Source organism: Acinetobacter sp. ANC5681 (genome assembly GCF_023488045.1).
GTDB lineage: Bacteria > Pseudomonadota > Gammaproteobacteria > Pseudomonadales > Moraxellaceae > Acinetobacter.
The window spans coordinates 1-21,663 of the sequence record NZ_JAMFKZ010000034.1 but is presented as its reverse complement, the minus strand read 5'-3'; the positions used below and the strand labels follow the sequence as shown (position 1 = coordinate 21,663).

Annotated in this window: 17 protein-coding genes and 3 tRNA genes; 6 read left to right on the top strand and 14 right to left on the bottom strand. The window is 38.8% G+C overall.

Annotated elements, in window-relative coordinates:
• Nucleotides 1-79: 79 nt before the first annotated feature.
• From M5121_RS13865 to M5121_RS13850, 4 genes are all read right to left on the bottom strand, one after another.
• Nucleotides 80-1,132, bottom strand: coding sequence for a putative phage abortive infection protein (locus M5121_RS13865; RefSeq protein ID WP_249571498.1), 1,053 nt, complete (start codon nucleotides 1,130-1,132; stop codon nucleotides 80-82).
• A gap of 275 nt (nucleotides 1,133-1,407) precedes the next feature.
• Nucleotides 1,408-1,932 carry a hypothetical protein gene (locus M5121_RS13860; RefSeq protein ID WP_249571497.1) on the bottom strand — a complete coding sequence of 175 codons (525 nt, stop codon included), beginning with the start codon at nucleotides 1,930-1,932 and terminating at the stop codon, nucleotides 1,408-1,410.
• Between the two features lie 122 nt (nucleotides 1,933-2,054).
• Nucleotides 2,055-2,825, bottom strand: coding sequence for a hypothetical protein (locus tag M5121_RS13855; RefSeq protein ID WP_249571496.1), 771 nt, complete (start codon nucleotides 2,823-2,825; stop codon nucleotides 2,055-2,057).
• A 36-nt stretch (nucleotides 2,826-2,861) separates the two neighbouring features.
• Nucleotides 2,862-3,938 carry a DUF1176 domain-containing protein gene (locus M5121_RS13850; protein WP_249571495.1) on the bottom strand — a complete coding sequence of 359 codons (1,077 nt, stop codon included), beginning with the start codon at nucleotides 3,936-3,938 and terminating at the stop codon, nucleotides 2,862-2,864.
• A 125-nt stretch (nucleotides 3,939-4,063) separates the two neighbouring features.
• Between M5121_RS13850 and M5121_RS13845 the strand changes: the two genes are divergently transcribed.
• Nucleotides 4,064-4,813 carry a DUF4850 domain-containing protein gene (locus tag M5121_RS13845; protein WP_249571494.1) on the top strand — a complete coding sequence of 250 codons (750 nt, stop codon included), beginning with the start codon at nucleotides 4,064-4,066 and terminating at the stop codon, nucleotides 4,811-4,813.
• A 53-nt stretch (nucleotides 4,814-4,866) separates the two neighbouring features.
• On the opposite strand, the gene sbmA is transcribed toward M5121_RS13845, so the two are convergent.
• The 5 genes from sbmA to M5121_RS13820 all read right to left on the bottom strand — a co-directional run bounded on the left by sbmA (nucleotide 4,867) and on the right by M5121_RS13820 (nucleotide 11,765).
• The gene (sbmA, locus tag M5121_RS13840) at nucleotides 4,867-6,063 is read right to left on the bottom strand and encodes a peptide antibiotic transporter SbmA (protein ID WP_249571493.1); all 1,197 of its coding nucleotides are present in this window, start codon (nucleotides 6,061-6,063) and stop codon (nucleotides 4,867-4,869) included.
• Nucleotides 6,064-6,292: 229 nt separating this feature from the next.
• A complete protein-coding gene (locus M5121_RS13835) occupies nucleotides 6,293-7,270 on the bottom strand; it encodes a patatin-like phospholipase family protein (RefSeq protein WP_034602859.1) in 978 nt (325 codons plus the stop codon).
• Nucleotides 7,271-7,431: 161 nt separating this feature from the next.
• Nucleotides 7,432-8,907 (bottom strand): alanine/glycine:cation symporter family protein, encoded by a 1,476-nt coding sequence (locus M5121_RS13830; protein WP_249571492.1) that lies wholly within the window; start codon nucleotides 8,905-8,907, stop codon nucleotides 7,432-7,434.
• Between the two features lie 94 nt (nucleotides 8,908-9,001).
• The gene (gene gltS, locus M5121_RS13825) at nucleotides 9,002-10,237 is read right to left on the bottom strand and encodes a sodium/glutamate symporter (RefSeq protein WP_249571491.1); all 1,236 of its coding nucleotides are present in this window, start codon (nucleotides 10,235-10,237) and stop codon (nucleotides 9,002-9,004) included.
• 181 nt (nucleotides 10,238-10,418) lie between these two features.
• Complete coding sequence (locus M5121_RS13820; RefSeq protein ID WP_249571490.1) at nucleotides 10,419-11,765, bottom strand: DcaP family trimeric outer membrane transporter; 1,347 nt, start codon at nucleotides 11,763-11,765, stop codon at nucleotides 10,419-10,421.
• Between the two features lie 422 nt (nucleotides 11,766-12,187).
• On the opposite strand from M5121_RS13820, the gene M5121_RS13815 reads away from it, so the two are divergent.
• Nucleotides 12,188-12,895, top strand: coding sequence for a nitroreductase (locus M5121_RS13815; RefSeq protein WP_087535729.1), 708 nt, complete (start codon nucleotides 12,188-12,190; stop codon nucleotides 12,893-12,895).
• Nucleotides 12,896-12,916: 21 nt separating this feature from the next.
• Here the strand turns inward: M5121_RS13815 and M5121_RS13810 are convergent, their stop codons facing one another.
• Nucleotides 12,917-14,134, bottom strand: a complete 1,218-nt coding sequence (locus tag M5121_RS13810; RefSeq protein ID WP_249571489.1) for a multidrug effflux MFS transporter — start codon at nucleotides 14,132-14,134, stop codon at nucleotides 12,917-12,919.
• Between the two features lie 142 nt (nucleotides 14,135-14,276).
• Here M5121_RS13810 and yccS point away from each other — a divergent pair, with 142 nt between their 5' ends.
• The 4 genes from yccS to M5121_RS13790 all read left to right on the top strand — a co-directional run bounded on the left by yccS (nucleotide 14,277) and on the right by M5121_RS13790 (nucleotide 20,720).
• The gene (yccS, locus tag M5121_RS13805; protein WP_249571488.1) at nucleotides 14,277-16,451 is read left to right on the top strand and encodes a YccS family putative transporter; all 2,175 of its coding nucleotides are present in this window, start codon (nucleotides 14,277-14,279) and stop codon (nucleotides 16,449-16,451) included.
• Nucleotides 16,452-16,530: 79 nt separating this feature from the next.
• A complete protein-coding gene (locus M5121_RS13800; RefSeq protein WP_005161985.1) occupies nucleotides 16,531-17,115 on the top strand; it encodes a YcxB family protein in 585 nt (194 codons plus the stop codon).
• 158 nt (nucleotides 17,116-17,273) lie between these two features.
• On the top strand, nucleotides 17,274-19,811 hold the full coding sequence (locus M5121_RS13795) for a PepSY domain-containing protein (protein ID WP_249571487.1): 2,538 nt from the start codon (nucleotides 17,274-17,276) through the stop codon (nucleotides 19,809-19,811).
• Between the two features lie 123 nt (nucleotides 19,812-19,934).
• Nucleotides 19,935-20,720 carry a YdcF family protein gene (locus M5121_RS13790; protein WP_249571486.1) on the top strand — a complete coding sequence of 262 codons (786 nt, stop codon included), beginning with the start codon at nucleotides 19,935-19,937 and terminating at the stop codon, nucleotides 20,718-20,720.
• A gap of 31 nt (nucleotides 20,721-20,751) precedes the next feature.
• On the opposite strand, the gene M5121_RS13785 is transcribed toward M5121_RS13790, so the two are convergent.
• The 4 genes from M5121_RS13785 to M5121_RS13770 all read right to left on the bottom strand — a co-directional run bounded on the left by M5121_RS13785 (nucleotide 20,752) and on the right by M5121_RS13770 (nucleotide 21,659).
• Nucleotides 20,752-21,222: a DUF2750 domain-containing protein gene (locus M5121_RS13785; protein WP_005161994.1), complete on the bottom strand. Its 471-nt coding sequence runs from the start codon at nucleotides 21,220-21,222 to the stop codon at nucleotides 20,752-20,754.
• An 88-nt stretch (nucleotides 21,223-21,310) separates the two neighbouring features.
• A tRNA-Val gene (locus M5121_RS13780) sits at nucleotides 21,311-21,386 on the bottom strand.
• A gap of 82 nt (nucleotides 21,387-21,468) precedes the next feature.
• Nucleotides 21,469-21,545: transfer RNA gene (locus M5121_RS13775), tRNA-Asp, on the bottom strand.
• A 38-nt stretch (nucleotides 21,546-21,583) separates the two neighbouring features.
• Nucleotides 21,584-21,659, bottom strand: a tRNA-Val gene (locus M5121_RS13770).
• Nucleotides 21,660-21,663 lie beyond the last annotated feature (4 nt).

Here is a 21,663-nt window from a genome sequence, read left to right as displayed (position 1 = left end):
AAATCAAATGGCAGAAGACTTTTATCGGTTAGCTGCCTAGAATCTCCCAAGTGAAAGTCTCCTGCTAATTCAGCACACATCAACTCATTGAGACATACCAGCTACAAGTTTCTCTTAGCATTTCTTGTCCCTGACAGCTACCCCACCACGCTAGTTGAAAATTAGCTCGATTCCAGTCTAGATATATTTTCAAATCAATATTTTTATTTTCAATAAACTTTTCTCCATTAAATTTTTTCATCAAATAATTGTTAATATAAAGCTTGTAGTTCTGAATTTTCTTCTCAAAAAATATATTTAAAAAGTCTTTTGTTTTAAATTCTTTAAAGTAAATAGATTTATCAAATACTTTTTCATCATAGGTTACTATACATTCGATTAGACCTAAATTCAGGGATTTCTCATGTTCAATTATATAAAATGGCATGTGTTCTAAAAAATTAGAATCTTCTAGAAACCGTTTATATTTTTCAAATTCCTCATGGCAATTTACAGCAAGTAATTGAAGTAATTTTGTTGGAGTACTTGCTCTCAAAATATTGGAATATGCTTTTTTGATCTTTTGTTCCTCTTCCTTGTTATCTAAAGAGATCCTACCATCAATATTCTTAAAAATTTGATAAAGACAAATAAAATATTGTGAAAGTTCAGCATTTTTTAAGATTTTCTCTCTTCTGCTAGAATGGTCTTTATCTCGACCACTGAACTGGCATCTAAAAACATCATGATAAATTTCATTTATTTTTATCTGTCCATAATCACCTGTTTTATATAATATTTCTTCAATTCTTTTAAGATTATGAAATAACCCCCAGAATATTGCATCAAACTGTTGATTACTTAGTAACTCATTACTATTTCTTAACTCTTTTTTACTTACATCTAAAGTCTTAGAAGTTATCAGCCATGTTGCAAATAATAATAAAACACTAATTAAGCCAATTATTGGATTTAAAGTCCCCCCCACAAAATCACCAAAAGCTCCCCATGTCGATACATACTCTTCTTTGGCATTTGGAAGTAAATAAGGGAATTGATTTCTCAAAATAGCATTTTCAGTTTTAAGCACATCTACGTAAAAGAAATAATAAAGCTGGGCAAAATAAAAAACTACTCCCCAAATTGCTATCACCCCAACAACTCTTAGGAAAATCTTACAGTCACTCATTGCTTGATTTTTTTAAAGGTTAAATGTTGGTGATTATCTTAACTTATCTAACACAATCTCATATATAAGAACTCTTAAATTTTCTTTAAAATTAAGCTAAAGTACTTGTACACTTAAAAAAACTCTCGTACTTTTAAGTATTTTCATTTTAAAACAAATCAAATAGTTACAATCTTAAATCCACAAATAGAAGAGTAACTAATTATTCTTCATAGTACATACCTAAAGATAGAAAAATATTATTCCTTTCTCACCACGCCCAATTTATTCCAAATATCAGGTGTTAAAAAAGTCGTGACCAATTTATTTAAATCAATATAACGCAAGGTACCTTGCAACTGCTGTCTGACCGCTGGATCTTTGACAATATCCTCACCCGCACTCTGACCTAACTTCTGAAAAGCTTCGCCAACAGCTTGAATCCCCTCAGCCTGAATCACAGCCTTAGTCTGAGTCGAACACTGTTCAACAATCACACGCTGTAAAACTTGTGCCAATTTCTGATCTAACTGATTCTTTTGCTCAGGCGTGACACTACTAAAACCCTTTAAATCAGGATGCGCTGCTAAAGCCGTAAATGTCCATTGCAACACCGTGGTTTTATCTGCTGCTGTCGTGGCTTTCACCAAACAATCACTCAGTTGATCAACTGTTGGCCCTGCTATAGCTATTTGCATTGTCCCCAACACAGCCGCAGCCATCAATACAGAACGACTCAAATGAGAAAATTTACGGCGAGATGAGGTATAAATAGTAGGAGACATAAGCAAAGTTCCAAAAAGCAATCAGTCTCTTTGTACCACGCACTATACAAATCATCTGTTATGACGCTATAAATTGCGTAAGCCCAAACCTTTAAAACTTAGGCAAAATGTAAAACCCGAATTTAACCTTGTCCTTGATAATCCCAATGTGCAGGAATATTTGGCTGCTTTGGCACTTTGTTTAGATCAATATTGAGATTGCGACTCCCCTTAAATGATTTCTCACCTGAATCTGATGCTGGTGAGACTTCTAAACTATAACGATAACGGAATTGCCACAACATCGGTTTAATCCGACGAATATCTAGACTCAAACGATCTTCATCATGGCACTTGCCTCTAGAACTTTCATAATCCTGTTCAGAGAAACATGCCCGAATCATGCGATTAAAACTAAAAGGATAATTTTCAATAAAGCGATGTGTCTGCCCTGAATCCTTTAATTCATAAAAACTAGCGCGCTCAATCCCTGCCCCACCACCCGAATACATTTCTGAAAAAGTATCAATCACGGCAACGGCATAACGGTTTTGATCCATAGGAAATAGTTTAGGAAAAACATATTGGGTAGACCGTGCTGTTTCCTCAGAGGGCGCTAATTGCATATGCCACTGATGAGATAATTTCAGTCCAGTTGTTGATAGATGAAATTGAGCAATATCACTTCCTGACAATAACCATAGATTTTGATCCGCAGTTTTTAAACTACGCCATTGTGCTTGCTGTGGACAGATACCTTTAAGTTGCTCACATATTTGCGTTTGTTCAACTTGGCTGAGTTGTCCTTTTTTAAACTCTAAAATCTGCAACGGTGCAGCAAAAATTGAGGAACTAAAGCAGCTGAATGAAACTGTTAAAATCAGCCCACGTAAATGAATTTTATGATTCAGCATGATATTTCCTTAGGCTATTTTTATATATTCAAAATGCTATTTTACAACTGCTTCGATTTTATCAAGCTCCCATACTCCGCCCGCAGCAAGCCCTTTACACATACCTGTCCACATATCTTTGGTATGTACAAATTTCTGCCCATCCCAAACCCATTCATCACTTGACCAGCAGTCTCCAATTCCGCGTCCTTTTTGTGAGCTACTGATTATCCCATCCCCAGAATCTGAGGCATGTTCAGTCACAAAGATTGCTTTTCCTGTTAAAGACTCATCCAGCACCCAAGCTCCATATCCCTCGTTATATGCTCCTCGCCAGCACAGAGTCGTTGCCAATACTTTTTTATTGCTTAATTTGTAAAGTTCAATCGACTGAGGTTTTACGCCATCACTAGTATAAACTCCCTCACAAAAACCACCTTGTTTGGGTGTGGGTTGTGTTGCCATCAATGATTTATACACTGACTGATGCTGCTTATTATTAGGCTGTAGGGTTAAATAAGGTTTGCTGGCTGTTTTAACCTGTTTCACCATCAATTTCGGTTGAGCTGCCAAAACTTTTACTTCGCTCATTTTCCCTTTTTTGACCAATGCCCCTGTCGTTCCAACACGTTTCTGAAAATCATCAATTTTTAATAAGCTTGCGGTCATACCCGCATCCGAAATATTCCATTGCAGTCGGTTGTTTTTAAATACTATGTCTGCTTTTCCACTGGCTTGTTGCAACAATCCATTCACCTGTGCTGCGGTCAATCTACCCATAAGTGGAAATTCAGTGCCATCTACCAAAACAGCCCCTAAATCCTTGCCATTGACATAAAAATGAATATTTTTAAGCTGATTTTTAGGAATTTGAGGTTCGGTAAACCCATCACCCAAAGCAAACTCGCCTGTGACTTGCTGAGCTTTGCCCGCCTGACGTGTCAATAAGATTGATGCTGGATAATCATCACTAGATTCATTGTGATAGCCCGCAGCTCGACAGGTTCCTGTATTGCTACAGTAAATTTCCCAATCTTGATGTGAAAATGAAATACCTTTGATTTCTTGTGCGAAGCTAGTAGAACTTAGTGCCATAAAGCAGCAAACTGAAAGTATATTCTTCACTGGTATCATTCTGTATTACTCATATTTATTATCAAACTTGAAAACAGTTTAAAGGGCTGATCTACACTTGTCATATGTCATTTTATTGCAGAAGATACTAGCTTAAAGCAAACTGAGTTTGGTCAAATTTAAAAATGAAAAGAACAATTTTATTTCCCACGATTTTAATGAGTATGTTCTCCTCAGCCATTCATGCTGAGATTACAGTATTTAAAGCAAATTTCCCTCAGTTTTCAAATAGTGCAAAAGAACGAAAAGCAGAAAATCAAATTTACCCTCTCGGTGAAGCTTCTTTTACAAATGATGTTCGAGTGCCTTTTTACGGGGTAACCGCACTCAACCCTATGGAAGATAGTTTATTAAAAGACTTTAAATCATGTTCCGCAAAAAGCTGTCATTTCGATTTTAAATTAGATGCTAAACAAGCTGAACAACTCAAGTTATGGGCTATTCCTGAAATAGGAATCGTGCTTGTACCTAGAAATTGGCAAGACATACAATCAAATGCAGGAGCGAATGGTACTGGATCTGCCTTAATTATGAGTCCAAATCAGAAACAAGCAATTCAGCTTTATGATTCATCATTTTGTGTAGGTTGCGGCATGCCAAATGCGACGCTTTATTTTCCACATCTTTTAAAACAAAGTGTGGAATATGAATACGGCGGTTATCAAGATCCACTTAAATTACTAAAGATCGTACACCCTTCAAAACAAATCGCTTTCTTTAGTTATCAGATTCCTAAGCTGAAGAACAGAACATATGGCGTAGCCAAATATCAAGATGAAGACACGTTTAACTTTAGAGAAATCAAAGTCACCATTGATCAATCAGAACAGCATTTGGTTGGAACTATTCTAAATTTTTACAACGCAACTCACTAATCAAATCATAGGCACAAAAAAACCTGCTAAGTTGCAGGTTTTTTTAATCACACTTATTTTTTTAAAATTGACTCGAAAGCTTTTAAACGTTTATAAATTGAGAGTAATTCAATAATCGTTTTCCAAGAACTGATCAGATATTGAAATGATTCACGCACTTTATCAAAGATGTTACTGATTTGGTTGATCAAGCCTAAAGTCATTTTACCTGATGCAATCGCTGGAAATAGGACAACTAAGCTGTATAAAACATCGAGTTGCTTATACCAAATCGCGACTAGATTAAAATAAGCATAGTGGAAATAAAGTCTAAAATAATTTAAACGAACTTTACTGAATAACTCTTTTAACGTGATTGGATCAGCTCTATTCGGATGATCTTCACCATAAACCAGTTCCTTACGATAGGCTGCTTCAACTTTTTGATTGTTAAATTGCAAGCCTGGTAGTTTTTGCCCGACAAACATTAAAATAATCGTACCCACGATAGCCCAAACCACAGCCGCCCACACCAATGAGTGTTTGATTTCACCAACGACAGGTAAGACAGGTACTTTTTCTGAAATTTTGAACAATAACGGTAAAAAGGCAATGAGAACCATCACTGATTTAATCAACTCAACACCTAAATCCTCGACGATAGTTGCGAAGCGCATCGTATCTTCCTGAATACGCTGCGAAGCACCCTCAACGTGACGTAATTGCTCCCAATTTTCTGTGTAGTATTCATTCATTGCTGTCCGCCAACGGAATACATAATGACTGGTGAAAAAGGAATTAATTACGGCAAATGTAACAGCAACCATCGCAATATAAAGGAATGTTAGCGTACCTTTATATAGATCATTAATATTACCGCCACCTTCACTTAGCATCTTTTGGATCATATCCCAAAATGGACCATACCAAGCATTGATCGCAACACTTACCTGCACGCCAAACCAGATATTAAACAAAATAAATGCAGAACCCCAAACTGACCATTTCTGCCATTTATTATCAGAAAAAAATCGCCAGAACCCTGCAAACAACCCTGTAGCAACTATAAACCACAAATAGAACCAAAGTGATGAAGATTCCCAAAAACGGCTGACCCCGACCGAAAGTTCAGCATCAGCATAACCTTTAGGAAAACCAAGATATTCACCCCAACTATGACCACCTGTATACCAAAGCAGCATATTCAGGGCTAACCACACAACGACTGAAATAAAGAACAAGCGTGGGTTAGGAAAAAAAGATTTAAACATCGCGTTTAACAATCCTTGTAGTGTTGCTATTGACGTTGGAACGTCATCCTATAATTTCAAACTTAAATTTGTCTGATAAAAAAGTTTAATGAATGGTAGTTATTTACCTGTTTTCTCAATTTTTTGATAGCTTTTTGTAGCGTATTTACAATTTGTTTAATAAACATCAACTGGATAGACGAACTTAAACATTATCGCTGTCTATCCTTAATTCAATATTTTGCAGAAACTATGGCTCAAGGCTACTCATTTTTAAAGCTAAATCCTGTTGATTTAAATCAACTTGCTTTGTTTTGCTTTTAATTACCCATTGAATATTGGCCAATTTTTCTTTTGCAGCATCAATACCCGCTTGCATAGTCATTTCACGGCCTTTGATATCAAAGATATGCGCTTTTTCACGTAGATCAGGCTGAATGACAATATCTGCATTTTTCAATTCTTCTTCAGCCAAACGTCCTTGCATAATGTTGATATTTTGGTTGAATAGCCCCCAAACATTACTGGTTTCAGTATGAATAGGTTGTGCCAAAATATCCACTGCAATCACCACATCTGCGCCTAAATCCCGTGCAACCTGTACAGGCACAGGACTGACTAGGCCACCATCAACATATTCCACATTACGGATCTTGGTTGGTATAAACATACTCGGAATCGAAGCAGATGCACGTACTGCTTGGCCTGTATTACCATAATTGAATACAGTTTTGGTGCCGTCTTTTAATTCCGTTGCAACCACATACATCGGGATTTTTAACTTCTGTAAAGGAATGTTTTGGACTTGCTCATTCACATAGTCCTCAACTTTTTTACCATCAAAGAAACCTTTTAAACTGATATTCACTTCTCTTACATCGGTAGCCTTAAGCTTAAGCGCAATATCTCTCAACTCTGCAGCGGATTTACCACTTGCATAAATTGAACCTACAATACTGCCTGCACTTGTACCTACAATAAAATCAGGGCGAATACCTTGCTGTTCCAACACTTCAAGTACGCCGATATGAGCATATCCACGTGCCCCACCACTGCCGAGTACTAAGGCAACAACGGGTCTTTTTTCTTGTTGATTAATATGTGCAAAGGGCTGAACAACTGCTTGTACTTGGGCATCTTCAACTAAAGGTTTTAAATGCGAAGTCGTTTGACAACCCGCCAAAATCACCATTGAAAGTCCAAGCGTCAATAATTTAAGCTGTTTCATATGCTGTCTTGCCATATATACGTGGTTCTATCTTTTAATTTTAACGCCATTATTGGTGAAATGCTGTATCAATTTTTATGTATATATCCACAATATATTGATAAAAAGCCCCTCGAAAGGGGCTTTAATTTAGTGAAGTAAGCCTTTATAAATCCAATAACTTACCAGATATCAGAATCTACTTTTTTCTTCAGCTCTGGATATTGATCAATCTTGAACTCTGGTTCCTTGATCCCTTTTTTAAGCTGAGAGGTATAATCTTTCAACAATATGCGTGCCATTGGTGTTAACAGCAGGATTGCCACAAGGTTAATGGTGGCCATCAAGCCCATTGAAAGGTCGGCCATTGACCAGACTAAAGGTACACTTGTGATCGCCCCGAAATAGACCATTGCCAATACCAGCAGGCGGAAAATGAACATGACCTTTGGGTTGTCATTAATGAACTGTACATTGCTTTCAGCATAGGCATAGTTACCAATAATTGAGGTAAAGGCAAACAGGAACAGGATAATGGCAAGGAAGCCTCCACCCCAACCACCAATTTGGCTCTCCAATGCTTTTTGGGTCAATGTCACGCCCTCAAAGCCAGCTTCATGATACAGGCCAGACACCATGATGATGATCGCAGTACATGAACAAACCACGAAAGTATCAACAAATACACCCAGCATTTGTACCAGCCCCTGATTCACAGGATGCTTCACATCAGAGGCAGCTGCAGCGTTTGGCGCTGAACCCATGCCTGCCTCGTTGGAGAACAAGCCACGCTTGATGCCCATCATCATTGCCATAGAAATCATCGCACCAAAGAAACCACCTGCTGCCGCATTGAACTGGAATGCTTCGGTGAAGATCAGTTTAAAAATCTCAGGCAACATCGGCAAGTTGGTTATCGCGATGTACAAGGCGACCATGATATAAAGCAATGCCATGAAAGGAACAATACCTTCGGCAACCCTGGCGATACGCTTGATCCCACCAAAGATGATCAATGCCGTCATAACCACCAATGCAATACCAACCCATGACACTTCAAAATTAAGACTACCGAGACCCAATACAAAATTGGCTTTATCCCACCCCCATGCATGTGAGGTTGCCCCAATAATCGCATTTGCCTGCACGGCATTAAATACAAAGCCATAAGCCAGAATAAGTGACAGTGCAAAAACAATCCCCAGCCATTTTTGTTTTAAGCCCTGAGTAATATAGTACGCAGGTCCACCTCGGAATTGCTTGTTTTGATGGTCTCTCACCTTAAACAACTGGGCAAGCGATGATTCAACAAATGCAGAACTCATGCCAAGAAAGGCAGTGAACCACATCCAGAACACGGCCCCAGGACCACCAATGGCGATTGCTATGGCAACACCAGCAACGTTACCAACACCGACACGGCTTGCAAGACCCGTGACGAAAGCCTGAAATGGTGTAATGCCATGTTCATCTTGCGTCTCTTTACGGCTTCCTTTCATCACAAGAATGCTGTGCAGGAACAAGCGAAGCTGTACCGCACCTGTAACGAATGTGTAAAACACCCCAACCGCAACCAATAAGACGACCAGAAAATTCCAGAGTGGATCATTCAGGAATTGTACCCACGACATCAGCGTGGCATTTAATTGTTCATTCATCACTTATTCGCTTTAAAATATTTTATGTACGGCAGTACATATACGATAACAATCGATGAACCAAAAAAGCCCCACATGGGGCTTTTGATCCGACTTAGGCAAAGAATTTCAAAATTAATTGAATTACTGTTGCATTAATTAAATCAACAAAGAACGCACCACAAAGCGGAACAATTAAAAATGCTTTATGTGATGGTCCATACATGTTGGTAATTGCTTGCATGTTAGCAACAGCTGTTGGCGTTGCTCCCATACCGAAACCACAGTGACCAGCAGCAAGAACTGCTGCATCATAATTTTTGCCCATGACACGGAAAGTAATAAATGCTGCATACAACGCCATGGTAATGGTTTGTGCACCCAAAATTACAACCAGCGGGCCAGCCAAATCGGCTAATTGCCACAACTTTAATGACAACAATGCCATTGCCAAATAAAGTGATAACGACGCATTACCAAATACATCAATTGCACGGTCAAAAATATCAACCTTTAATATGCTTTCCAGAATATTACGCAAAACCACACCACCACCCAATGCCCATACAAAGGTGGGTAACTCAAACCATGTGCCTTTGCTATAACCTGTCATAAACTCAGCAAATGCTAGACACGCCGCAAACATACCCAATGTGGTAATCGCATTATCGGCCGTAATTAAACGTACTTGGTGTGGATTTTCAAATGGTGCGAGTTCATCAGGGTGTTGATCTAAATGGGTATCACGATTCTTAATCGCAGTGGATGATTGCTCTTGAGCAAGGCTATAACGGTTGATTAATAGTTTTGCAAGTGGCCCACCAATGATGCCGCCGATAATCAAACCAAAAGTTGCACTTGCCATGCCTAGCGCTAATGCACCCTGAATTCCATGTTGGCTTTCAAGAATTTCACCCCATGCCCCTGCTGTACCGTGTCCACCTGTTAAAGTAATTGAGCCTGCAATCAATCCGACCAAAGGATCAATACCTAAAAGCTTTGCGAGGCTCATGCCGACAGCATTTTGAACCACGATAAACGAAGCAACACAGACCAGAAAAATAACCAGCCCAAGTCCACCTTCTTTCAACTTCATAAAATTGGCACTCAAACCAATTGAAGCAAAGAAAATCAGCATAAAACTCGTTTGTAATTGGCTACTAAAAACAATGCTATAACCCCACATTGAATGTACCAATAACGAAACAATAGCTGCAACCAAGCCACCAGCTACAGGTTCAGGAATATTGTAACGACGCAAGAAATCAATTTGATTGACAAGAAAACGCCCTAACAGCAGCACAATGACGGCTGAAATCAGGGTATAAAAACCATTAAAAGTAAATTCCATATCTTCTTCCGTTTATTTTATTAGTCTTTTAGACGGTTTTTCCATCATGTAGCTAATAAAATAGTAACTCTCAAATTGAGTGAAAACTCAATCAACTTAATAAAAAGCATACAGTTCTTTGTAAGAACTCAACCAAATAAAGTGATTGGTTTCCACGGATGATTACGTTTATAGGACTAGGCTAGAAGTTGTAGCGAGCCATTGCGCCTACACGGTTATCCTTACCTTTTAGACCATTAAAGGTTTTACGTTCGCCATAGATATATTCCAAACCAAACGTAATCGGAGTAACTGGTGAATACATGATGTTCCACCAACCTTGTTGTAAGGTTTTGTTCTGGGTTGTATCCGCAAAGGCTTGTTGTGCAAACTGATTATTATCTTTTGCAAACATTGCACCATACGCTAAAGTACTACGCAATTTAGGGCTAACTTGATAAGTTGTACCAATAGTGAGTGCATCAAACTCATTCAGATTCAGCTCAAAATTATTGGGATTTACATTAAAAGCACTATTGGTATAGAGCAAAAACTTACTATCACCTTTTACATGCGAATAATCGATCATCGCTTGTAAAGAATCAGTAAATTTATACTTAGTGCCTACCGCAATACCCCACCCTAGATCAGCATCATCAGCTGTTAATTGATTATTATTCTTGTCGTAACTCGCTCTGCTACGCGCTTCTGTTACTAAAACACGGGCTGAAGCCGTACCTTTGCCATCATCAAAATCATATTTTAACTTAGAGGTTAAAGCTGGCGCTCGGTTGTCGTCATTGCCTTTTTCTAAAGCAAGCATATAACTGGTGTCTGGATTAAATTTTCCGCTATAGCGAACCATCGGAGTACGATAAGTACCGATCCCTAAAGGAGAATTGAAATCAATCATTTCTGGCTGTAAATCTGTCGCCAAGAACGTAGATGTGGTTTGACCAAATAACCAATTATTTAAAGTCATATACGCATGACGGATACGAATCGTATCGTTTCTACTACCACCACGAAAATCAATTTCTAATTTCCCACCAACATCTGCTTCTTGAATGGGTGCTTTAAAATCTAGACCTAATCGCGTAACTGTTGCCGTACTATAAAAACGATCACTATTTTTTTCATTGCCTTCGAGATCAACTTTATTGATTCGGTTAAAAATAGCATCGCCGCCTTTTGCCTGATACGAGGCATCGCCACGTAAAAAACCGTATAGCTGTACTTGCGCACCCGAAGCAGAATTAAAACTCAAAGGCGATTTTTGAGCAGCCATTTGAGTATTAGATGAAATATTTTGAGTGGATACTGAAGCAACAGTAGTAGATCGCTGGGTATCGTACTGCGGTACATTATTTTTTTGTTTTGACTGAGGAACATATTGTTCCAATAAAGCTCTTAATTCTTTTACTTCATCTCGAAGTTGTTGAATTTGTTCTTGTTCGCTAGCAGCCTGCGCATTGTTCATCATGAAGACAGCAATGGTAAACGCCAATCCCTGAACTATGAACGGCTTACGGATGAGAGGTAAACTCATGAGAAGCTCCTGTATTCGTGTATATTTCAACATTTTTCATAAGCATAAAATTGGGTAAATAAATATGCTTATCATAGAAAACTTCCCTCACCTTCTTGGTTAGAAAAGCCCAATCGATTTTTGAAAAGGGCGTATTATGCATAAATTTAGATTATTGTGTGTATTTTTTTATTCCAATCATCATAACGATTTCAGCGTGTATCAATAAATACTATTTCTATTTCATTGTGTTACAAATACATTTCTTTTTCACATAAAGATAACAAATTAAAAAATTTTATGGATAATCTCATCTCGTTAATCTTTACTCGACTATTTTTTATTCAAATCTCAATCTACGACTAAAAACCCATCCTCAAATCTATCTTATTACTTTATAGTCTCATTACATGAGAAAGAGCCATAAGCTTAGGAACCTTAAGATGAACATGGAACAAATCCGTTATGTGGATGATGCGATTACAGCCCGTCATTCTGTACGTGCATTTTTAGATACACCTGTTGCAACAGAGACAATTAAGGATATTTTAAATGTTGCCGCTCGTGCGCCATCAGGTACAAACACTCAACCATGGAAAGTTTATGTGGTGACAGGCCAAAAACGCGCCGAGATGATTGAGCGAGTTTGTGCTGCTCAACAAGCACTTTTTCAACAACCAGAACTCGCTGAACAATATCAAGAAACTTTCGCCTACTACCCTGAAACATGGATTTCACCATTTATTGATCGTCGTCGTGAAAATGGTTGGGGACTGTATGGTTTGCTAGGTATTCAAAAAGGCGAAAAAGAAAAAATGGCGGCGCAACAATTGCGTAACTATCAATTGTTTGATGCGCCTGTCGCACTTTATTTTACAGTCAATAAAGCAATGGGAATTGGTTCAAAAATGGATATTTCCATGATGATCCAAAATGTAATGATTGCGGCCAAAGCACGTGGCTTAGATACGTGCCCACAAGCCGCATGGAATCATTTTCATCCCATCGTTTTAGAGGTATTAGATGCCCCAGAAGATGAAGAATTAGTATGTACCGTTGCCTTAGGTTATGCTGATCCTAATCATATCGTAAATACCTTCATTACTCCCCGCGAACCCGTTGAAAACTTTACAGTATTTTTAGACCAGTAAATTGTTTAAATAACAGTATCTCTACGCAGAGGTACTGTTTTGTAGCTGTTTTCCAACTTTTAAAATTGCAAACAAACCTGCGCTAGTAAACATCAACATCATAATGCCCATATTGAGGCTCGCTTTCCATAACAAAAAATTTAAAATCACACCACCTAATAAACCACATGCAAACTGCATACTTCCCATAATCGCACTCGCAGTCCCAGCACGTGCACCCTGCTTAGACATCGCCAAAGCCATTGCATTAGGACCAGTTAATCCAATACCAGACACAACTAAAAAAAGACCAGACATTAATAACCACAATGGTGCATTCGCCATCAACCCCGCACTGATGACAACAACTGCTCCAAAGCATTGAATCGACCCACCCAATCGTAACCGCTGAAAAATACCCATTCGAGTATTTAAGTGCTTATTGATTGAGGACATCAACATAATTCCAGCTGCATTAAATGCAAATGCATAAGAAAACTGCTGCTGAGACAGTCCGTACTGACCCATAAAAACGGCTGAAGCAGAGCTGATATAACAAAATAATGCTGCGCCAGTTAAACAACCTGCAAACATTGGCAATCTGAAGCTGTCATCTTTTAGAATTGCAGCATAAAGTGTAGTGACTTGATAAGTTGATAATTTTAAACGGCGTTCAATAGCTAATGATTCTTTAAAGAAGAAATGTATACACAACCAGCAGATCACGCCAATCATTGCTAGCGTCAAAAAAATAGCCTGCCATGGGAAAAAAGTCAGAATCCATGCACCAAACATCGGGGCTAGAATAGGCGCAAGCCCCATTACGATCATCATGCTTGAAAAAGCTTGAGCTGAACCTTGCATGTCTAAGCGATCACGTATAGCTGCTCTCGCAATTACAACACCAACACAACCACCTAAAGCCTGAAAAATTCGTGCAGCAATCAAAGCCCATTCATTTGTCGTAAACGCACAAGCCAAACTTGCAATCACATAAAGGCTAAGCCCAAAATATAAGGGAGGCTTGCGCCCAATACGATCACTCACAGGTCCATAAATTAATTGACCTATGGCTAAACCCAAAAAGTAAGCAGGTAATGTATTTGCAATCATTTGGGTACTTACCCCAAACTCATTTGCCATTTGGGGTAATGCGGGTAAATACATATCAATTGACAATGGACCAAGTGCTGTCAACAAAGCAAGTAACAAAATCCATGCTGTTGAATACTGACGCTGATTCGATTGTTCTACCTGCATAATCCTCTACTTTTCAAGTTTATTTATTTTTCTAAGCTTAGCATCCTCACCATATTTGTGCATAATATTAGAGTCTGCTGATACCTGAAAAATGTTAACAGGCATGATCATAAATTGATTGCCCAATATAAAAGGACAACCATTGAATCCTTGGCTCGCACGTTTAAAACAAACCACCTATAACACCACGTTAATGTATAACGTACGTATGCTGATTGCTTTCGCAGGAACAGCATTCGTTCCTTATCTTTTAAATTTTCAACTTGCGACGATTCCACTGACTTTAGGCGTTGTTGCGGCAGCAATTAGTGATATTGATGATCGCTTTTCTGTCCGTATTCAGAATCAGATTTATACCTATATTGGTTTTTTTATCACAGCTGCATCGGTTCAATTGTTATTCCCCTACCCAATTATTTTTGCAGTTGGATTAATTGTTTCCTGTATTGGATGGATTTTATTAGGCTCTTTGGGGCGGCGTTATGCGACCATCGCTTACGGATGTTTAGTGATTTCTGTCTATACCATGCTCGGTGTACACTTATTTGAACAATGGTATTTACAACCAGCATTCTTAGTTTTGGGAGCCGCTTGGTATGGATTACTTTCAACAATCAGTTTCTTGCTGTTCCCTGTACGAAAAGTACAAGACCAACTTTATGCATCCTATAATGCTTTAGGTAGTTTTTTATTTGCTAAATCAAACTTATTTGATGTGGACATGACTCCATCCAGTTATCAACAAAGTATGATTGATATTGCATTAGAAAATGGCAAATTGGTGGCGATTTTTAATGATATGCGAATGTCACTGTTAACCCGCTTAAAAGGTGACCGCGGTCAGAAAGATACACGTCGCAGTCTACAATACTATTTCATCGCACAAGATATTCATGAACGTGCAGACTCCGCACATATTGATTATCAAAAGCTAGCGAAAGTATTTCAACACAGTGATATTTTATTCCGTTTTCAACGCATTCTCACGATTCAGGGTAAAGCCTGTCAGGATTTAGCCCAATCAATTTTAAGCCGTACCCCTTATGTGCATAACAAACGCTTTAAACACAGCTTTGAAAATTTAAGAGTTTCCTTAGACAAATTAAGAGAAGATGGACTTTACGATCAAGTTCGCATCAATGCATTATTTGCACTCTATCAAAATCTTAAATCGATTGATGCACAATTACAGAATTTAGAAACGGAAAGAAATCTGAAATTAATCAATGCACAACAAGTAGAAAATCAACTAAAAGATGATGATTTAAAAGGTTGGAATGATATTCTAGTCCGTGTTAAACAACATTTAACCCCTGAGTCTGTGTTATTTCGCCATGCGGTTAGACTTTCAATCGTGTTGTTTATTGGTTATGTCTTTATTCAAGTAACCCACATTGCTTACGGTTACTGGATTTTGCTCACAGCATTGTTTGTTTGCCAACCTAACTTTAATGCTACCAAACGCCGCTTATATTTGCGAATTGTTGGAACCCTAATCGGTATTATCGTGGGGCTAACCATCATCTATTTTATTCCTTCGGTTGAAGGGCAACTGGTGATGTTAGTTCTTAGTGGCGTATTATTTTTAGAACTTCGAAGTAAACAGTATGCTCAAGCAACAGCTTTTATTACGATTCTCGCTTTAATTAACTTTAATCTAGATGGTTCTGCATTTGCGGCAGGTTTCCCACGCTTTATTGATACCTTGATCGGCTGTGCCTTGGCGTGGTTTGGGGTCAGTTTCATTTGGCCAGATTGGAAATTCCGCAGGCTACCTCGCTCGATCCAACGTTCTTTACAAGCCCAATGTACCTACTTAGCAGAAGTAATTGAGCAATATCACCAAGGTCGTAATAATGCATTAAATTATCGTGTAGTTCGGCGCGCTGCGCACAATACTGATGCAGAAGTTGCTTCTCTTATTTCCACGCTTGCCACAGAACCCAATATTGAATCTACTCAGAAAACTTTGGCTTTTGAGTTTCTATGCTTAAGTCATACTTTTTTAAGTTATATCGCTGCACTTGGAGCTCATCGCGAACAAATTCAAGATCAAGAGGTTCTAGCCCTGCTCGATCAAGCATTAGATGATATTCAAGGTGCTCTGCTTAGAGATGAAGTCCCTGATTTATCTGCACAAAATATGATGCAAACCATACGTGAGCATTTAAATCGCAATGATGAAAACAATCAAAAATCTCTGATTATTTTACAGCAGCTTTCACTTATGCTTAGCATATTAACCCGTTTAAGTATGCTCAAACAAAGTCTCAGTCACGAACCGAACGAAGATGGCACTGAGTTTGCTTCTCTTTAATTTATCCGCCATTGGCATAATATCTTTGAGTGCCAATTGGTGTTAAACTTAACTTAGTTCTAAACTCATTTTTTAAACTATGACCGCCAAAACGCTATACGCTTATACGCTACAACCTGTTCCTTACGAAGTCTCTGAAGCTGAACAACGTCAAGCTCAACTGATGATTTGGCGTAGTACCAATAAATTCAGTAAAAAAGCATGGATGATTATGATTGCACTTGTGGTGCTTTCATTAGTTTCAGCAGGACTGATTAAGTATTATTCAACCTACTCAACTGTATTGTGTTGGGTTGTGATCATTGCTGTGATCCTTTTTTATCTTGTGAAAAAATTTGGTCTTGAGTGGTACGTTAAACGCAAAATGACAGAATTTCCGGTTCAAGAGATTAAAGGTCTTCGTTTAGGCGTACAACCCCATGGTATCGTGATGCGCCAGAAAGTTGGATTACAAGAAGGTACTGCGACCATTGGCTGGAAAGACATTTACGAATGGTACAACTCTCCAGAGTTTATTTTAGTCAATTTCAAAGTAAAAACACCAAAAGGCGAACAACAACAAGGTGCTTACATCCTACCTAAGCGTATGGATTCTAAGAATTTCCCTTTTAACACGGTACGTAAACATTTAAATGAAGTTGTAGGCGCACCAAAGTCAATTTAACGCCTATGATTCTAAAAACCTCTCGAAATGAGAGGTTTTTTCAACCCCATAAAAACAAATGAGAATCAAAATCAATATTACCTACAAAATCCATATTATGTTCGTATTCTTGAGTTATAATTTTTGACATAAATTTCATTATCTTTTCATTTTTGACCATGTCTAAAAAAATCTTCTTCCAAATCCATTGGTTTTTAGGGATTACTGCAGGGCTTATACTTTCTTTAATGGGAGTAACCGGTGCAATTTATTCTTATGAACAGCAAATTTTAAAATGGCTCAACCAAGACAGCTATGTCGTTGAGGCTGCTCAAACACCAAAACTTAGCCCTGCCCAGTTATACCAACATTTCAATCAGCAACAACCCGAAATTGAAATTAACAGCATTACTATTGCTGCCGACCCAACAGCATCTTCTACCGTCAATATTAAAAAAGAAGGTGCGCGTCGTGGTTATAACATGATGGTCAATCCATATACAGCCGAAGTCTTACCTGACATTAAAGGTCGTGATACCTTACAATTTATTCAGCGTTTACATCGCAATTTAACCGTTGGAGAATTTGGAGCGCAAATCACAGGTGCTTCCACGCTGATGCTGATTTTCTTTGTATTGAGTGGCATCTATCTACGCTTTCCAAAGAAACATAGCATTAAACAATGGCTGTTTATTAAGCCAAAACTAAAAGGTCGTAATTTTATTTGGGACCTACATGCAGTGGTGGGAACTTGGGTCATTGTGTTTTATCTACTGTTTGCTTGCACTGGCTTATATTGGTCTTATGACTGGTGGCGTGCAGGTATGTTCAAGGTCATGGGCGTTGAACAGCCACAACGTAATCAACAAAATAATGAACGCGGCAAAGATAAACAACCTAAGCTGACAAACGCACAGCTTAATACTATCTTGACGCAAACATGGACTGGGGTAAATGCCCAGATTGGTCGTGAATACTCAAGTTTAACCCTGAATATTCCCAAAAATGCGGATGCCAAAGTTGAACTCTCTTTTGTCGATGCCATTCCTCAACATGAACGTGCACGTAACCAAGCGATTTATAACTATCAAGACAATAAATTTGAAAAATTTGAACTGTATGAAGACAAGAAGCTCAATGAAAAAATCATGAGCAGCATGCTGCCTGTGCATCGCGGCAGCTTCTTTGGTTCGACTTATCAATTTATTGCCATGCTGGCATCATTGGCCATGCCTCTGTTCTTTGTAACGGGTTGGATGTTGTATCTAAAACGTCGCAAGCAGAAAAAGCTGACCCAAGCGGCACGTCAATCACTCAACGCACAGCAGGTTGATCCAAATGCCAAGCCTTGGCTAATCACTTATGCGACGCAAACAGGTGTAGCTGAACAATTGGCATGGCGTACTGCGACCAGCTTGCAGGAAGCGCAACAACCAACGACGGTTAAACCGGTTCAGCAACTGACTGAACAAGACCTACAACAAGCATCACAGGTTTTATTTGTAATCAGCACATATGGCACAGGTGAAGCACCTGATCTTGCAACAAGTTTTAGCAAAAAACTGATGCAACAAAAGCTAGAGTTAGCTCATATGCAATACGCAGTGCTTGCACTAGGATCAAGAGAATATCCTGACAGCTATTGCAGCTTTGGTTATGCCGTGGATGCATGGTTAAAACAATGCAAGGCACAACCATTATTTGACTTGATCGAAGTAGATAATGCCAATAGCAATGATATTCAACGCTGGAATCAAGCGCTTTCGGTGGTGACTAAGCATGAACTACATGCCATGAATATAGAGAAAGTGTTTGACCAGTGGACTCTCGCTGAACGCACATTGCTCAACCCTAATAGCTTAGGACAGGCAGCCTATAATATTGAACTTCGTTCCGCTTCTGATATAACTTGGCATGCTGGCGATATTGCAGAAATTCAGCCTGCCAATTGCTTAACCGACATTCAGGATTTCTTAATCAAGTATCAGATTCCAACACACAGTGTCGTTGAATCATTGAACCAAGAGATTGAACAGCTCCTGTGGAATAGAAACCTACGAGTTGAGATTCAGCCATTTAGTACACTTGAAAATTTACTCGAACAACTACCCACCCTACCTACACGTGAATATTCGATTGCCAGTATTCCTTCGCAACAACGCCTAAGACTGGTGGTTCGTCAAAAACGTGATGAACAGAATCAACTTGGTCTTGGCTCAGGTTGGCTCACTGAATCTTCACCATTGCAACATAGCATTGCCCTGCGTATTCGGACCAATGAGTCCTTCCATCTGATTGACGATAACCGTCCAATTATCTGTATTGGTAATGGCACAGGCATTGCAGGCTTGATGAGTTTATTACAGCAACGTAATCGACAAAACTATACAGCCAATTGGCTGATCTTCGGTGAACGTCAACGCGAACATGATTTCTTTTATCAAGAAACCATTCAAGCGTGGTTGAATATGGGAAGCTTGCAACGTTTGGACCTCGCCTTCTCTCGTGATCAAGAACAACGCATCTATGTACAAGATATTTTGCGAAGCAATGCTGATGAACTGATCACATGGATTGATCAAGGTGCGGTGATTTATGTCTGCGGCAGCATCGAAGGCATGGCTTCAGGAGTCGATCAAGCTTTGACAGATATTCTCAGCGAAGAAAAACTAGATGAATTAAGACAAGCTGGACGTTATCGTCGAGACGTTTATTAAACCCTTTTGATATCTAAAAACGAGTGCCAGCCACTCGTTTTTTTCATCGAAACATAAGAGAATTTGCCTTTCTTAGAATTTCGCATACACTGAGCACGATTCAAATTGACTACAATTAAGATTATGCAAATAAGTTCATGGGTTCGTCTTGTTTTAGCCCTTATCGGTTCAGTTCTGTTCTTAGATGGCGCTATTCTAATCGCCTTTAAAAAGATTCATATTGGAACAGTACTACCGCTACTACTTGGGCTATTTTTTTGCCTCTATGCTTATTTCTATTATCATATCGAACGTTTCTTCTTCTATCATTTTCGTCTACATTCAATTTGGCGCTTCGGCTGGTTGTGCTTTTGGATTTGGGTCGTTAGCTTAGGCTATTTCTTTAATTACATTTCAGACAATAATACCAAAACTCAAAATATCCCTACGGTTAAAGCCATTATTGTGTTAGGCAGTGGCGTTGAAAATGGACAACCTTCTGCCACATTGGCGAAACGCTTAGACCGTGCTGCCCCTGTAGCTTTAGCACAACCTCATGCCAAATTAGTCATGACAGGTGGTATTGATTTTGGTGAAACTGATAGTGAAGCGATTGTCATGTCACGTTATGTACAGCAGCACTATCATATTCCTGCCTCACAGATCATCTTAGAAGATAAAAGCACGAGTACGGAGCTGAATCTTAGAAATAGCCAACACTTATTACAGACACAACTGATTGACATCCATCAACCGATCGCGATTGTAACCAGCGATTTCCACACATTACGCGCCGCTGCCATTGCAAAGAAACAAGGCTATCGTAATATCATTATGCTTGGCGCAACGACACCAGTGACCACACGCTATAATGCATGGTTGAGAGAATACTTTGCTTATGCCAGTGGTTGGCTTCTGAATGAATATTGATTGGGGTTGTCCCCCAATCAATTTATCTCATTTAATTGTGTAGACGAATATCTCTAGGCAAAGGTAACTTTAACTCAGCAAATACATCTGGTCGTTGTAAATAAATTTGGTAAAGGAAATTTTTTACATCCAATAAAAAAGTATCAGGTGAAACCAATAGATTGTTACCCTCTGGGGTAAGGTCTAAAGATAGAATCGTATTATTTTCTTTTAAAAAAGGAATCATCTTTTCAATGAAAACCCACAGTGATACTTCCTGAATCTCGTATTTAGCCCAATTATCTTTAATCAATAATTTTGCCAAACCTTTATTTTGCCAAATCGATAATGCGTGTTGACCAGATGGGGTTGAACATAAGGCCCACCCATCATGATAAAGCGCAATAACTTGCCTTTGTATAATAATATTTTGAATAAATTGACGATAAATATCTTTTGGTGAGGAACTAGAATTTGTTGTTTGTGATTTCGACGCAGCCTTGCGTTGATATGGATTTTTCATAAAATAGTTCAATATTAGAATCATTATTGACGCTAATAATAAAACAATTCTATATAAATTACAAGGATTTGAACTAGAAGAAAAATTATGGTGGGCGCTGACGGGATCGAACCGCCGACATTCTGCTTGTAAGGCAGACGCTCTACCAACTGAGCTAAGCGCCCTGAGCGAGAGTAAACTCGTATCAGAGATCAAGTATAAATATACTTGTTAAAACAAACATTCTCAAAAAAGGTATTAAGAGAATGGCGCAGCGGACGGGGCTCGAACCCGCGACCCTCGGCGTGACAGGCCGATATTCTAACCAACTGAACTACCGCTGCACTAGTTACTTCTATTAAGAAGTATATGTCACTATTTATGGTGGGCGCTGACGGGATCGAACCGCCGACATTCTGCTTGTAAGGCAGACGCTCTACCAACTGAGCTAAGCGCCCTGAG